This window comes from Sulfurospirillum halorespirans DSM 13726, assembly GCF_001723605.1.
GTDB lineage: Bacteria > Campylobacterota > Campylobacteria > Campylobacterales > Sulfurospirillaceae > Sulfurospirillum > Sulfurospirillum halorespirans.
The window spans coordinates 995,167-1,009,391 of sequence record NZ_CP017111.1 but is presented as its reverse complement, the minus strand read 5'-3'; the positions used below and the strand labels follow the sequence as shown (position 1 = coordinate 1,009,391).

Genomic DNA, 14,225 nt, shown 5'->3' with positions numbered 1-14,225 from the left:
GATTGCTTTAGTGTACCACAGGAGCTATTTTATTTGCCTCAAAATCTTTACATGTAAACATTTTTACTTGCTCAATTGCACTTCAAGACGCATCATACCAAGATGCACTCTTCCCTCATTATCGAGCGGACAAAGCGTACAATACGCTTCTATGCACGCCTCAATAAACGCCTCTTTGTGCTGAGCTGGAACACGTTGGATATAGGGAAACCATGTCGTTTCGATCCAGCCTCGAAAGGCTTTTACATCCGCATGCACCATATCTTTAGGAATTAAAGATGCGGTATACAAACGAAAGCTCATTCCTTCTAAAAGGCCTTCATACGCTTTATCGGAAAGAAATGTATAGGGCATTTCAAACCCCTCAAAATAGACGGCGTAAAAAGGCATTACCTGCTTAATCGCTTTAAAAAACAGATCGGCATTGCCCTCTCCTCCCATCTGCAAAATCGCTTTGCCATTTGGTTTGAGTGCTTTATAGATACCTTCCAACACCGCTTTATGGTCTTTGACCCAGTGCAATGCCGCGTTGGAAAAGACGACATCAAAGCGCTCATTAAAATTCAACGCTTGCGCATCCATCTGCATAAAAATTGGCTTTGAAAAACTCTTTTGAGCATACGCAATCATCTCGCTACTCAAATCGATGCCGACCACTTCGCCGTTTGTGAGATGACTCAAAGCATCGGTGATTTTTCCATCGCCGCACCCGATGTCTAAAATGGATTCATCGCCCCTAAGCGCCATCTTTTCGATCAACTCATTCGCCCAAACCGCCTGCCCTTTTGAATTTGCCGCGTAATCATCAGCCTTCCAATGTCCATTCATCATTTTTCCTTTTTACATGTAACGCTTTTAAAGCTTGCACATTTGGCGAAAGACTTTGAAAATCTCCTCCGCATTCACCTCAATTCCCTTCTCATCGCACAACCTTTGCACTTCCGTAGCAATCTCAATTTGCATCGACTTCGTGGTCTCAATGCCATAAAATTCCTTCAGAACATACGCCACGCCGCTTTTGCCCGACTGCGAGTTAATGCGCACCACATCGCGATAATCCCGCTTAATATCCTTTGGGTCGATGATCAAGTACGGGACGTGCCAATAGCCATCTAACGCCACCTTCTGAAACTCCATACCCTTCTTTATTGCGTCCTGATGCGTGCCCGAAAAAGCCGTGTAAATCATGGAACCTACATAAGGGTGACGGGGAGGAATCGTGCTGTGCGTCAATGTGATGATCTCCTGTAAAATCGTATCGATATTGTAAATATCCAACATCGGGTCGATTCCCTGAGAGTAAAGATTGAACGCCATCGTAACCAAGTCAACATTACCCGCTCTCTCCCCATTGCCCAAAAGCGTACCCTCAACTCTTTGCGCCCCTGCTAAGATCGCCATCTCCGCACTCGCTACGGCTGTGCCCCTGTCATTGTGCGGATGAACGCTCAAAATAACGGCGTCTCTCTCCAACATCTGTTTACTCATCCACTCGATTCTATCGGCATAGATGTTGGGTGTGCACGCCTCCAAGGTGTTGGGCAAATTGATAACCATCGGTGCATTTTTAGTCGGCATCCACTCACTGATAACCGCATTGACCACATCGCGCGCAAACTCCAACTCGGTTTGTGAAAAGCTCTCAGGTGAATACTGAAACATCACGTCACCTTTGAATTTTGCCGCCTCTTCTTTGATGATGCGTGTGCCCTCAACCGCTAAAGCGATGATCTCCGCTTTGCTTTTGTCAAACACAATTTTGCGCTGATTGTCCGCAGTTGGGTTGTAAAGGTGCATCGTTACTTTCTTTGCGCCCTTCATCGCTTCAAAAGTTCTTTTGATGTGTTTTTCAATGGAAGGCATCAAAACTGCAACCCTAACATCTTCAGGAATCAAGTTCTGCTCGATCAACATGCGACAAAAATCAAAGTCCATTTGAGAAGCGCTCGGATACGCGATCTCAATCTCTTTAAATCCCATCTCCACCAATTTTTGAAAATACGCCAATTTTTTGGTCGCATTCATTGGCGCTACAAGGGCTTGATTGCCATCTCGAAGATCCGTACTAACCCAAATGGGCGCTTGTGTAATGATGTTACTTGCCCACTCACGGTGTGCTAAAGGTACCAATGGGTACGGTTTGTATTTTTTAAATGTTTGTGTACTTTGCATAGAAATATCCTTGTTAATAGTGTAATAATGAGCCAAAATGCTCATATATGCCTAAAATCAGGCAGAAAAATCTTGCGTTATGGCAAGAAAAACAACCATGAAAATAATGAAAATTGAGCTAATTAGGTAGAGGTATCCTCAGGGCTAAAAAGCCAATTTAAAAATCAACAGTGAAAAATAAAGGGGTGAGTGTGAAGGTTTAACGGAGCTTCAGGAGGAGGACGACGAGGACAGATGCGTTAGAAAATTGCGCTATTGTCTGAGGTTGGTATATGGTTTGATGGGATATAAAAGTTGCCATCGGGTCTCCTTTAAGAAAATTTGACAAAAGTATAGCACAGAAGTTGAAAATAGCAAAATTCCTTTATCTACAGATTTTGATTAAGCTATTTTCAGGCTATAAACTTACTATATAATTTTATAATATAAAATTTTTCGAGTGAGCAGGTTGCATTAAAGCATTTTTTACTAGCAATTTTGGTTCAAAATAAATAAATTTAGTCATATTCTTTTCACAAAGGCATTACATGTTAATCACTATAAGAGCAAAAATGATATTTTTATTATTGCTCTTTCTTCTCACTACAGGAAGCCTCACCTATCTTCTAATCTCAAATACAACAGGCGCTCGTAATGCAGCAACTACCATAGAAACAGTCGGGGCATTGCGTTCTTTAAGTGCTACGCTTGGAACCTATGCTAGAGGGTATCAACTAAACTATGATGCAAAAAATTATGATGGATACGATCAAACCTATAAAGAAATTCTAAAAACCATTGACATGTTAAAAGAAGAAGTCAAGAACCCATTGTATACAAAAAATTTAGATGCTATCAAAGAAAGCACTCTCGCCTATCATACAGGCAATGAAACACGTTTTCGAATTATCAAAGAACATACGTATGAAATTCATGCACCAAAATTTGTCGATTCTAACGATGGGCAACTTCTTAAAAAGCTTAGTGAAGAAGGAGCAGGTCACTATTTTAAGCTTCTAACGATGATCAAAGAATTAAGCAGCACTATTCAAGAATCTGAATTTAAAGCACTAGAAACTTCGAAAATAATCGGCATTGTAACTTCCGTTCTTTTAACAGCTATAGTCACATCACTCTTTTTATTTATTATCAATAAAATTTATCTTTCCATCCAAAAAGCATCCGATGGTTGTACCTATATCGCTCAACACAAAGATCTTAATTATAAAATAAAAACGGGTGAAAAGGATGAAATTGCTCAAATGATGGACATCTTCAACGCCCTTTTAGTCCAACTAGCCAAAGCGATTGATGAAGCAAAACAAAGTGCTCAAGAAAATGCAGCCGTGGCAGAAGAACTTTCGAGCACCTCACTTCATATTGGTCGAAGTACCGAGAGTTCAGCACGAGAAATCGAAGAGACAACGCATGAAACCGAATCCGTTGTCTCTATCTTGGAAGTAAGTGCTACTAGCTCTCAACAATCAGGTCAAGTCATTGCCACTGTTTCAGATGAACTGACAAGCGCTTCGGAAGAGGTACTTGCCGTTTCTGATGAGCTCAAAAACGTGGTTGTCAATCAAACAGACCTCTCTTCAAGACTTGAGCATTTGGATCAAGATGTTGCGCAAGTGAGACAAGTGCTTTTAGTTATTGCAGAGATTGCCGAACAAACCAACCTTTTAGCACTCAATGCCGCTATTGAAGCCGCACGTGCAGGAGAACATGGTCGTGGTTTTGCGGTTGTCGCAGACGAAGTCAGAAAATTGGCAGAACGTACTCAAAAAAGCCTCGTTGAGAGTAATGCAACCGTTGCCGTCATTGTTCAATCCGTCAGTGCAGCCTCAGAGATGATGCGTAAAAGTGCAACAGAGATTCAGCATTTGGGTGATCGTGCAGAAACGACACAAACACTGATGAGAACAACGGTTACTAATATGGATAACGCTAAAATGGGAGCAATTAAAACGGCAAGTGATGCCAATATAGGTCGTGAAAAGGCCATTCATGTGATTGAGCGTATTCGCAACATTCGTACGATTTCAAACACTAATGCCAGAAGCGTCGAAGAGATTGCTTCAGCGGCTGAACACCTTGCAAAGCTCTCTGAAGGGCTTAACCTCTCTCTCGCTCAATTTAAAACAGCTTGAAATATCATCCATTTTCCCCTCAAAGAGAGCTTTACATGTAAAACTCTCTAAAAGGTGAAATTACGCTTTGAAAAGTTGGTAAATAGAACTAAAGTCCTCGTCACCTTTTCCCATCATTTTCATTTTGGAAAAAAGCTCTTTGGTGACACTTGCGGTGTAAAGCGGACGGTTCAGACTGTACGCCAAGTCTTGCAGACAATGCAAATCTTTGGTGATTGCAGAGGTGCTAAAATGCGGGCTAAAGTCCTCATCGATCAGTTTTTGTGTTTTAGCAGCCAGTACCAGTGACTTTCCGCCCCCTGCTCCCAATATCTCTAAAAGCTCTTTTTTATTGATGCCACACGCTTCACCCAGTGCCGTACACTCCGCAATCGTCGCCATAAAAGAACCCAAACAAAGGTTATTGATGAGCTTCATCTTCGCCGCAAATCCAGCTTCTTTGAGATGAAAAATGGTAGAGGCAAATTTTTCTAAAAGTGGTTTACATGTAAGAAATGTACCCTCTTTGCCAGCACACACCGCGGTCAACTCGCCTTTACTTGCAGGCACGACACTGCCTAAAACAGGCGATTCGAGGTAATTTCCACCCTGCTTTTTAACCATAGCATGAAACTCAATGACATCGTTGAAATGATTCGTCGAAAGGTCAATGATGGTTTTGCCTTTTAGGTTTGCGCTTAAAAGCCCATTTTCCATCGTTAAAACATTTCGGACTCCATCAGAGTCAAACAGACACATGAGCACCGTGTCGCATTTTTCCAAGAGCGCTTTGGGTGAGCTTTCACACACAAAGCCTTTGGCTTCAGCTTTCGCTTTGGTACGGTTCCAAACGATGACCTCTTCGCCCATACTCGTTAAACGCTTTGCGATGGCTGCACCTAAATTGCCTAATCCTATAAAACCGATTGCCATGATGACTCCTTTGAGCTATTTTTTAGAATTATAGTCTAAATTAGACTCTTTATCAAGATAATTTTGCAAAAAGTTGTGTTATGATTTTGACATGAAAAAAGAACTCAAACCTTATGTCGCACTCTGCGACGCCATCGGCAAACTGTTTTACCCTAATGTGGAAGTTGTGATGCATGACCTAGAAGCCAAAAAACTGGTTCACATCGTCAATGCTTTCTCTAAGCGTCGCGTGGGTGATGCGATGTTGAGCGAGCTCAAAGACTTAAACAGCATCAAAGAGAACTGGGTCGGACCGTACGATAAAACCAGCAGTGAAGGCAAACGCCTCAAAGCCGTCAGCATCATCGTGCGAGACGCGGACGAAAAACCCATCGGGATGATCTGCATCAACTACAACACAGAACCTATAGAGACGCTGTTTGAGTCGCTCAAAGGCTTTTTACATGTAAACGACTCCGCACCCAAACCTTCCGTACTTTTTTCCCAAAGCTGGAGAGAACATACCGATGAGACGATAGAGAAGTATTTAAGCTCCAAAAACATTGCCCTCTCAGGTCTTTCAAGTGACGATAAAAAAGAGTTGGTGATTTTCTTAGAAAGCGAAGGCATCTTCGCCATTCGCAATGTTGTGGGGTATATCTGCTCGGTGTTAAATGTTTCTAAGGCTACGATTTATAATTGGCTCAAAGCGGTTAGGAGTTAGGTAATTGATAATACGGACGCTTACGAATAATACTAAAACCCAGTTTTTGAGCTAATTTTTGAGACCCACTATTCAGAGAACTACACGCCCAAACAGGAATGAGTTTATTCCCAAGACAATAATCAATTAACGCAGAACAAACCACATACGCATAGCCTTTCCCCAAATAACGAGGATCTGTTTCGATACCTAATTCAAGTTGCCCATCGTATATAAAAGAACAAAATGCTGTTGAAAGAGGCGTACCTTTTGTATCAACAAGGGAAAACCCAACACCAAAGCGTTCAAAATCGGAATAATTATTCCAAAAACGAGAGGGAATGACGCTTCCAGAAATTTTTTCGTACAAGGATTTATCGGTTCTTTGAAGGGTATTGCCTTCTAAATCTATTGTCTCTTTTTGTAAATAGTATTTTTCAGAAGAAAATTCAAAGTTTAAACGCTCTAGTACAGAGATAGCGTGTTGGTTAACGTTATCAAAACATAGTTGTTTGTTTAAGAGTTCATTTAAAGTAACTTCCCACGTTCTGGGGTACACTTGTAACCATTCAGGACGTGTCCTTTGGTTTAAATGATTAGACAGATAGTTTTTCAAAACATTATTAAACTCTTTTTGTTCTGTATTGCCAAGGAGCAACGCCATACCGTAAGGATGCACAATATAAAAAACCGTTGGTGTATGACAATCATCAACAAAGATTTTTCCTTCTATATCATGATTGACAACCGAATACGCAAACAATACATTGGCATCTACTGCACGTAAATATTCACGTACAACATGGTAATCGCAAGGAGACAGAAGCGTCATCTTTTCCTTCTTAAACATAATTTTATTATTAAACCTTTACCCCAACTTCCATATCTTAAACCGTCTATTTTTAATCGTCGTAGTACTGAGTCCATCAAACGCTTTATCAGCATATTCACGCGCTATAGCAACATAAGAAAACTTCTCTAAGATGTCAATTTTACCAATCACACTCGCTTCCAGTCCTAAGTCTTTGGTGAGGGTTCCCAAGATGTCGCCTGCGCGCATTTTGTGTTTTTTGCCTGCGTCGATGCAAAGCGTGATGTAGAGGGCTTTTTTGGGCTTTGTAAGGGTTGGATTTAGGTCGCTGATGGCTTTACATGTAAAGGCGAAATTGGCTTCTGTGAGTTCTTCAAAGAAGCCCTCTTCGCGTGGTGTGACAAAGCTTACTGCGAGACCAGCTTTTTCCATGCGTCCTGTTCGTCCAATTCTATGGGTGTAGATCTCCATCGTTTGAGGGAGTTCGTAGTTGATGACCATCTCGACATCTTTAACGTCTAGTCCTCGGGAAGCAAGATCGGTCGCTACGAGGATTTGGGCACTGCCATTGGCAAAGAGAAGCAGGTGCTCGTCACGGTCGATTTGTTCTAAATCGCCATGCAAGGAGAGTGCGTCAAAGCCTTCATCTAACAGATAGCCTTGAAGTTCCGCGACCCCGATTTTGGTTTTGCAAAAGATAATGACTGACTTGGCATCGCTTTCCAGTAAAACGCCTTTAAGTGCTGCTTCTTTTTCACGTGGCTCGACGGTGTAGCACACTTGCGTGATGTTCGGAGATGTGGTTGCCTCTTCTTCGATGCTTACATGTAAGGCGTCGCTTTGCACTTCATTGCACATGCGCTCGATCTCTTTGGGGAAGGTGGCGGAGAACAGCAGGGTTTGACGTTTTTGTGGCATCTTGGCGATGATCTTCTCGATGTCTTCGAAAAAGCCCATGTCGAGCATGCGGTCGGCTTCATCAAGAACGAGCGTTTTGATATGCTCAAAGTTGATGGTCTTCTCTTGCAAATGTTGCAAAATGCGCCCAGGAGTTCCGACCACAATGTGCGCGCCATGCTCTAGGTTGATGCACTGCGGCACAAAACGCGTTCCACCACAGAGCGTGACGATCTTGATATTATGGGCAAATCTCGCAAGTCGTCTCAGCTCTGCGCTGACTTGCTCCGCTAGTTCACGCGTGGGGCAAAGCACGACCGATTGGATGCGCATGGAGTTTACATGTAAAGCTAAAAGCAGTGGCAGTCCAAACGCGGCGGTTTTGCCACTGCCGGTTTTGGCTTTGGCGACGATGTCGCGTCCTGCGATGATGTGGGCTAAAGATGCCTCTTGGATGGGCGTCATGGTGGTGTAGCCAAGCTGTGAGAGGTTGGCTAACATGTCCGCATTGGTGATAAGTTGCTCAAAAGAGTGGGTTTGTGTTGTTTTCATGGCGCAAATATATCACATTTTTTGCAAGAAACGTATTGATTGGGTATAATCAATCCTTTAAAGAAATCTATGAAAAAAATCGAAAGAGTCTCATGCAACGTTACCCTAACTTTAAGAGTTCTATTGCGTCTCGTCTTTTTGGCGTTTTCGCGTCTAAAGAGTTTCCAAGCTCACTGCAACGCATCATCAACCAGTCGTATACGGCGATGATGAAGGTGGATTTGACGGAATTTGAAGAAGCGTCTTCGTACAAAAGTTTGAACGCGCTTTTTACGAGACGTTTTAAAACGCGTCGCCTTTTTAATATCAGTGAAAAAACCGTGATCTCTCCTTGCGATAGTTGTGTGAGTGCTTTTGGCGTCATTGAAGCGCAGCTTGCGTTACAAATTAAAGGATTTAGCTACGATGTGAGACGCCTTTTGGGTGATTACATCGCCAAAGACAAAAAAGCGCGTTTGAATGGCGGAATGTTTGTCAATTTCTACCTCTCACCGCGTGATTATCACCGTTACCACGTTCCTATTGATATGCGAATTGCCAAAGCGGTGCACATTCCTGGGAAGCTTTACCCCGTAAACTTCACATGGCTTCGTAAAATTGATGGACTTTTCATCGAAAACGAGCGTGTTGTGCTAGAATGTTATACTAAAGAGAATAGACTTTTTTACATGATCTTCGTTGGTGCTTTAAATGTGGGCAAAATGGCGTTTACATTTGATGCCAACATTCAAACAAATGCCAAAGCAAGTCTTCAACAATGTTATCGTTATGACGATCTTTCGCTCTCAAAAGGAGATGAACTTGGTCATTTTGAAATGGGGTCTACCATTGTTATGCTTTTTGAAAAAGAGTCTATCGATCTCGACCTTGGCAATACAGGTCCTATAAAATTCGGGCAACCAATAGGGGGAATACGCTATGGAGCGCAAGCAAATAGCATCGTTGAAGCAGATGAGTCGGGGGATGACGCTTCTTTACATTGAAGATGATCCACAAGCAAGGCATGCGGCGACCAGTCTTTTTTCAGAATTTTTTGACACGGTTATTGTAGGCGAAGACGGAGAGGAAGGCGCACGTCTGTATGCCGATTCGCACGCAAAGATCGACCTTGTCATCACAGACATTACAATGCCACGCATGAATGGCATCGAGCTGATACAGAGCATTCGCACCATCAGCTCTGACGTGGCGATCATCGTTCTCTCAGCACACCATGAGTCAAACTTTCTCACACAAACCATTGAAGCAGGCGTGGATGGGTATCTACTCAAGCCTTTAAATATCTCGCAACTGATCCAGACGTTGCACAAGGTGATCGAAAAAATTCACCTTCGTTATGAAAATCTTAAAAATGTCCTCCTACTTAAACAATACGAAAATATCACGAATATAAGCTCCATCATCTCTAAATCCGACCCCAAAGGGGTTATCACCTTTGTCAATGATAAATTTTGCCAAATTTCAGGCTATACTAAAGAAGAGCTTGTCGGCAAACCGCATAACATCATTCGCCATCCCGATATGCCTAAAACGGCTTTTAGGGATCTATGGAAAACGATTAAGGATGAGAAAAAAACATGGCAAGGCATCGTGAAAAACCGCGCTAAAAACGGTGATACCTACTATGTCAAGACAACCATTCAACCCATCTTAAATCCTAACGGTGAGGTGGAAGAGTACATCTCATTGCGCCATGACATTACCGCGATCATGAGCGATAAAAAGCAACTTTTCGACTTTTTAGAAGCGAACCGTCTTTCCGTGCTGATTTTGGTGCAAATCGAAGACTACACCATCTTAGAGAAGTTTTATGACAAAGCCAGCGTTGAAAAAATCGAAATGGCTTTTGGTAAAAACATGCTCTATCTTATGCCCAATCGTTGGGGATTTCAAAGGGTGTACCACCTTGAAAATGGCTTGTACGCCTTTGCGATCGATCGACGTAACTGCAAGGCAAGTAAAGAGGAAATCCACGCTGTTTTAGAGCAATTTTTAGCCAATGTCAAAGAGTATATCGTCAAAGTCGATACCGTGGAGTACGACATTTCTGTGATTTGCAGCTTTACGTATGGCATTTTCAAAATCTTTGAAGACGCCAAAATAGGCATCGAAAATGCGATCCAAAATAAGCAACCCATCATCTACGCCGATGGGCTCTCAGGTATTGAGTATGAAAATGCGCTTAAAAATATTGAGACGATTCATATGATTAAGACCGCGATTGACAATCGTAAAATCATCTCCTACTTCCAGCCCATCGTCAACAACATCACTCAAGAAGTGGAAAAATACGAATCTTTAGTACGCCTTGTAACCGAAGAGGGGCAGCTTTTAACGCCGTTTTATTTCTTAGAAATCGCCAAAAAAGGGCGCTACTACTCCAAAATCACCAAGATCGTTTTGGATAACTCGTTTGAGGCACTGCTAAAAGTACCCGACGTTTCTATCTCCATCAACCTCTCCGTGCATGACATTGAGCGCGACGAGATCACAGACTACATTGAACACCTTTTGATTAAGCATGAAACTGAAGCGCATCGTGTCATTTTTGAGCTCTTGGAGAGTGAAGATATTAAAGACTTTTTTCTGATTAAACATTTTATTCAAAGGGTGAAAGCAAGGGGCGTTAAGATCGCGATTGATGACTTTGGAACGGGGTATTCTAACTTTGAGCGACTGCTTTCCTACGAGCCTGACATTCTTAAAATCGATGGAAGTTTAATTAAAAATATTAAACACAACACCGCCAGTCAGCACATTGTTGAGACCATCGTTCTGTTTGCCAAAAAACAAAACCTCACCACCGTCGCAGAGTTTGTCGAAACAGAAGCCATTTACGAGATGGTACGCGACATAGGCGTTGATTACTCCCAAGGATACCACTTTGGAAGACCTGAAATGTTTTAGAAAACGCTTTTACATGTAAGCTTTACATGTAAAAGCGCTGAGGCGTTTTAGAACTTATAACTGGCGCTAAACCTAAACTCATCTTTGTCTTGAACCCCTGCTAAATCACGGTACTCTTTATCGTACATGACTAAGAAGCTGAGCCCCTTAAGTGCGCCATCAAAGGCGTAATTGCCCGTGAGTGAAACATATGATGCTTTGCCGTACGCGAGGTCATCATCATCGGTTATCGTATAACTTGCCCCAAGCGTTGTTGTCGGCGTAAACGCGTAGCCAAGCCCGATGGCATAAGCATCTGTGTTGGCTGGGTAACTGCTGGAGAGAATGATGGTTCCTGTGTACGCAAGGTCTGCGCCCCAACCAATGCCTGGTGTGAGCGTTGCCTCTTTGCTCACGGTTGTATAGGCAACATAACCACTGAGTGCGCCATAACCGAGGCTTGCTTTAAGACCGTAAAGATCGGCATCGTTGCTCCCTGTGACTTCTTTGTCGCTGTAGTAGTATTGTGCGCTCAAGCCGTAGGTAAAGGCGTTCACGGCAATACTGTACGCCGCTTCTGCGTACGCCATCGCTCCGTTGGTTTCCACGTCTTCCGCATACGCCGCGGTTAGGGTTAAGCCTGTGATGCTTTTATTGACCGCAACGAGGGTGTATGCACCATCTTCTAATAGAGGAGATGTGCCATACGGATTATTATAGGTGGTAAATTTGCCGATATTGCCAGTCCCATCGGTTTGCGCTTGGAATTTTTGCACGTATGCCGCGGTCAATGTCGTGTTGGGAAGGTCGGTATTGACGATACTAGCGCCCTCAAATGCCTCTTTGACGATACGATTGCCCAAAGAAGCGATGAGTGGCGTATTTAAAAACATGCGTCCGACTTGAACGGTGGTTTTACCTGCGCTATACGCCAAATAGGCTTCGGAAAGTTGTGCACCTGAGCCGTACTCATCCCACCCGAATTGTGTTTTAGCGTTGGAACTTGCAAATGGCGCGCTATTGGCTTGCCCTGTTAAGCCAAGACTAAAGCCATTGTAAGAGCCTGTGGTGTAGCCAAGTACGACACCGGTATTGAAAATAGAAGCCGAATTGATGGCAGGATTGCGGTCGCGATCCCAGTAAAATGCTTTGAGTTCACCACTGATTTTGCCCTCTTTGAAAGCATCCGCTAAGGTATCGGCACCCAAAGAACAGGTGCTAAGCCCTGCAAGACACAGCGCTGCCACGCTAAGATTTGCCAATTTCATACGTTTCTCCTTGAAGATAAAACGACTTTACATGTAAAGCCGTTATGACGTTAATTTATGCCAAAAGTGATGCGCTACGTTTTACATTCAAACGCATCCAGACAGACGCATAAACCCATCCGTCTAAACCTTTAATATGCCCGTTGTTTCCACAATTAATTTGAAGCTTCAAGGAAAATTTTAAATAAAAAAAAGAGCAAAATAACCGCAGGTAAAAAGAGTTTTTTGGCGAAAAAATAGGAAAGAAAAGAAGAACTCTCTTCGGCTAAAAAAGGAAGAGAGTTGAGATTATTTTTGGGTACGAAAGGCTTGAAGCATGCTTTTTAAATCATCACTCTTTTTTGCTTGCTCCGTGCAAATGGTTTGTAACCCGAGCGTTGTCTCTTGAGTCTCCTCTGCGAGGTGAACCATGGTGTGCGCCACATCAACCAAGGCTTCAATATGATGCAGTGTTTGGCTATTTTTTTGCATGGTCTCGTCTGCATTATGGGTTGCCAACAGAAGCTTTGCATCAGACTTCTTTGCCTCATCAATCAACGTTTGAGAGTTTAGCGAGATAGCTGTGGCATTTTCAGAGCTCTTTTGAATTTCAGCGCTAATTTCCAAAATTCCTGTGGTAATGGCATGCACGACAAGACTTATCTCTTCAAGGCTTTTTTGAGTCTTCTCTGCCAACTTACGTACTTCATCTGCCACCACGGCAAATCCTCTTCCATGCTCACCCGCACGCGCTGCCTCAATCGCCGCATTTAAAGAGAGCAGATTGGTTTGCGATGCAATCTCTTCAATCGTCTCTAAAACCGTTTTGATCTGTGTGGCATGCGTGGTTAATTGTGTCATTTTATCGGCTAATGCACTTTCGTGCTCACTATCATACTGTATAGCTGCAACGGAAGCTTCAAGCTCACAAAAGAGCTGACCGAGCGATTTTCGTGCTTCTTGTAGATTCGTAGAGCTTATTTGAGAGAGGGAATACGACTCATTTGTTTCACTGCGTATTGCCATGATGGAACGGTGAACTTGTGCAATCGCATCAATTTGCGAAGCAATCTTTTCAACAACAGAAGCAGCAATCGTTCTTAAGGCTTGGGCAGACTCTTGATTGAGAGAGGAGCTTATTTTAACATCGTGAAGTGTCGTTTGTATTTTAGATAAGAACTCATTGATAAGCGATGAAACAACCCCTAGTTCATCGTACTGCTTGATCTCAAGGCGTTTTGTTAAATCACAATCACCTTTTGCCACGTTATAAACCATCAACCGTAACGTTTCAATGACACCAAAAATCTCTTTTTTAAAAAAGAGCGAAAAACTGATCAAGATAAGGGCTACCGCTAATGCCATAAAAAAGACAATGCGCAGTTTGGCACGAAAAATACTCTCTTTAGATGTTTGTGTCGAGATAATCAGTTCGCTCACACCTAAAACATCATTTTCTTTCACATTGGCATGGCAGCTAAGACACGATACTTCAGCTTTGAGAGGAAGCGCTATGCGTATGTACTCTTGATCTTTTTCTTTAAACTCTTCAAAAAACTCTGTGTGTTGGTGTAAAAGCGGTTCTAATTTTGCAGGAATCTGCTCATCTTTCGGGCTTGCAAAAAGCTCTTTAACCGATGGACTTTTATACACTTTCAGTTGCGTTACACCCGAAATAGATGCAGCATTTTGAATGGTAGTTGCGATTACTTGTGGATCACCAGAGTTCATACTCTCTTTGATGGTTTGAAAAATGGCGGAAGAGAGCATGGTTGAAGAGGTTTTAAATTGACTTTTAGCCAATTTTTCAAAGTCATACGATATTAAAAAAAATAAAATACCAAGCGTACCAAGCGTTGCAACAAAGAGCGTAAAAATAGTTTTTGATTTGATTGTTTTTAACATCATCTTACCTTTAAGTTGACACGAAAAAAAGA

11 protein-coding genes are annotated in these 14,225 nt (G+C 42.5%); 4 read left to right on the top strand and 7 right to left on the bottom strand.

Annotated features, from left to right (window positions below; genetic code table 11):
* Positions 1-63: 63 nt before the first annotated feature.
* Both SHALO_RS04955 and SHALO_RS04950 read right to left on the bottom strand, forming a co-directional pair.
* Positions 64-831: a class I SAM-dependent methyltransferase gene (locus SHALO_RS04955; protein WP_069477615.1), complete on the bottom strand. Its 768-nt coding sequence runs from the start codon at positions 829-831 to the stop codon at positions 64-66.
* Between the two features lie 24 nt (positions 832-855).
* The gene (locus SHALO_RS04950; protein WP_069477614.1) at positions 856-2,172 is read right to left on the bottom strand and encodes a 2-isopropylmalate synthase; all 1,317 of its coding nucleotides are present in this window, start codon (positions 2,170-2,172) and stop codon (positions 856-858) included.
* A gap of 551 nt (positions 2,173-2,723) precedes the next feature.
* On the opposite strand from SHALO_RS04950, the gene SHALO_RS04945 reads away from it, so the two are divergent.
* Positions 2,724-4,301 (top strand): methyl-accepting chemotaxis protein, encoded by a 1,578-nt coding sequence (locus tag SHALO_RS04945; RefSeq protein ID WP_158513714.1) that lies wholly within the window; start codon positions 2,724-2,726, stop codon positions 4,299-4,301.
* A 60-nt stretch (positions 4,302-4,361) separates the two neighbouring features.
* Here SHALO_RS04945 and SHALO_RS04940 read toward each other — a convergent pair whose 3' ends face one another.
* Positions 4,362-5,213, bottom strand: coding sequence for an NAD(P)-dependent oxidoreductase (locus tag SHALO_RS04940; RefSeq protein ID WP_069477612.1), 852 nt, complete (start codon positions 5,211-5,213; stop codon positions 4,362-4,364).
* Between the two features lie 91 nt (positions 5,214-5,304).
* Between SHALO_RS04940 and SHALO_RS04935 the strand changes: the two genes are divergently transcribed.
* Entirely contained in the window at positions 5,305-5,916 is a 612-nt protein-coding gene (locus SHALO_RS04935; protein ID WP_069477611.1) for a helix-turn-helix transcriptional regulator, read from the top strand.
* On the opposite strand, the gene SHALO_RS04930 is transcribed toward SHALO_RS04935, so the two are convergent.
* Together SHALO_RS04930 and dbpA are read right to left on the bottom strand one after the other, a co-directional pair.
* Positions 5,906-6,727, bottom strand: coding sequence for a GNAT family N-acetyltransferase (locus SHALO_RS04930; RefSeq protein WP_069477610.1), 822 nt, complete (start codon positions 6,725-6,727; stop codon positions 5,906-5,908). The genes SHALO_RS04935 and SHALO_RS04930 overlap by 11 nt on opposite strands.
* 36 nt (positions 6,728-6,763) lie before the next feature.
* Complete coding sequence (gene dbpA, locus SHALO_RS04925; RefSeq protein WP_069477609.1) at positions 6,764-8,155, bottom strand: ATP-dependent RNA helicase DbpA; 1,392 nt, start codon at positions 8,153-8,155, stop codon at positions 6,764-6,766.
* A gap of 92 nt (positions 8,156-8,247) precedes the next feature.
* On the opposite strand from dbpA, the gene SHALO_RS04920 reads away from it, so the two are divergent.
* Together SHALO_RS04920 and SHALO_RS04915 are read left to right on the top strand one after the other, a co-directional pair.
* Entirely contained in the window at positions 8,248-9,138 is an 891-nt protein-coding gene (locus SHALO_RS04920; protein ID WP_069479334.1) for a phosphatidylserine decarboxylase, read from the top strand.
* The gene (locus SHALO_RS04915) at positions 9,074-11,062 is read left to right on the top strand and encodes an EAL domain-containing response regulator (RefSeq protein ID WP_238585290.1); all 1,989 of its coding nucleotides are present in this window, start codon (positions 9,074-9,076) and stop codon (positions 11,060-11,062) included. The genes SHALO_RS04920 and SHALO_RS04915 overlap by 65 nt, the downstream gene beginning before the upstream one ends.
* Positions 11,063-11,109: 47 nt before the next feature.
* Here the strand turns inward: SHALO_RS04915 and SHALO_RS04910 are convergent, their stop codons facing one another.
* The gene (locus tag SHALO_RS04910; RefSeq protein WP_069477608.1) at positions 11,110-12,309 is read right to left on the bottom strand and encodes an OprD family outer membrane porin; all 1,200 of its coding nucleotides are present in this window, start codon (positions 12,307-12,309) and stop codon (positions 11,110-11,112) included.
* Between the two features lie 288 nt (positions 12,310-12,597).
* Positions 12,598-14,196 carry a methyl-accepting chemotaxis protein gene (locus SHALO_RS15500; RefSeq protein ID WP_145923233.1) on the bottom strand — a complete coding sequence of 533 codons (1,599 nt, stop codon included), beginning with the start codon at positions 14,194-14,196 and terminating at the stop codon, positions 12,598-12,600.
* Positions 14,197-14,225 lie beyond the last annotated feature (29 nt).

Excerpts from the sequence above, each read along its gene's own strand:
- SHALO_RS04955 (WP_069477615.1), bottom strand. The coding sequence starts at position 831 with ATGATGAATGGACATTGGAAGGCTGATGATTACGCGGCAAATTCAAAA.
- SHALO_RS04950 (WP_069477614.1), bottom strand. The coding sequence starts at position 2,172 with ATGCAAAGTACACAAACATTTAAAAAATACAAACCGTACCCATTGGTA.
- SHALO_RS04945 (WP_158513714.1), top strand. The coding sequence starts at position 2,724 with ATGATATTTTTATTATTGCTCTTTCTTCTCACTACAGGAAGCCTCACC.
- SHALO_RS04940 (WP_069477612.1), bottom strand. The coding sequence starts at position 5,213 with ATGGCAATCGGTTTTATAGGATTAGGCAATTTAGGTGCAGCCATCGCA.
- SHALO_RS04935 (WP_069477611.1), top strand. The coding sequence starts at position 5,305 with ATGAAAAAAGAACTCAAACCTTATGTCGCACTCTGCGACGCCATCGGC.
- SHALO_RS04930 (WP_069477610.1), bottom strand. The coding sequence starts at position 6,727 with ATGACGCTTCTGTCTCCTTGCGATTACCATGTTGTACGTGAATATTTA.
- dbpA (WP_069477609.1), bottom strand. The coding sequence starts at position 8,155 with ATGAAAACAACACAAACCCACTCTTTTGAGCAACTTATCACCAATGCG.
- SHALO_RS04920 (WP_069479334.1), top strand. The coding sequence starts at position 8,248 with ATGCAACGTTACCCTAACTTTAAGAGTTCTATTGCGTCTCGTCTTTTT.
- SHALO_RS04915 (WP_238585290.1), top strand. The coding sequence starts at position 9,074 with ATGGAGCGCAAGCAAATAGCATCGTTGAAGCAGATGAGTCGGGGGATG.
- SHALO_RS04910 (WP_069477608.1), bottom strand. The coding sequence starts at position 12,309 with ATGAAATTGGCAAATCTTAGCGTGGCAGCGCTGTGTCTTGCAGGGCTT.
- SHALO_RS15500 (WP_145923233.1), bottom strand. The coding sequence starts at position 14,196 with ATGATGTTAAAAACAATCAAATCAAAAACTATTTTTACGCTCTTTGTT.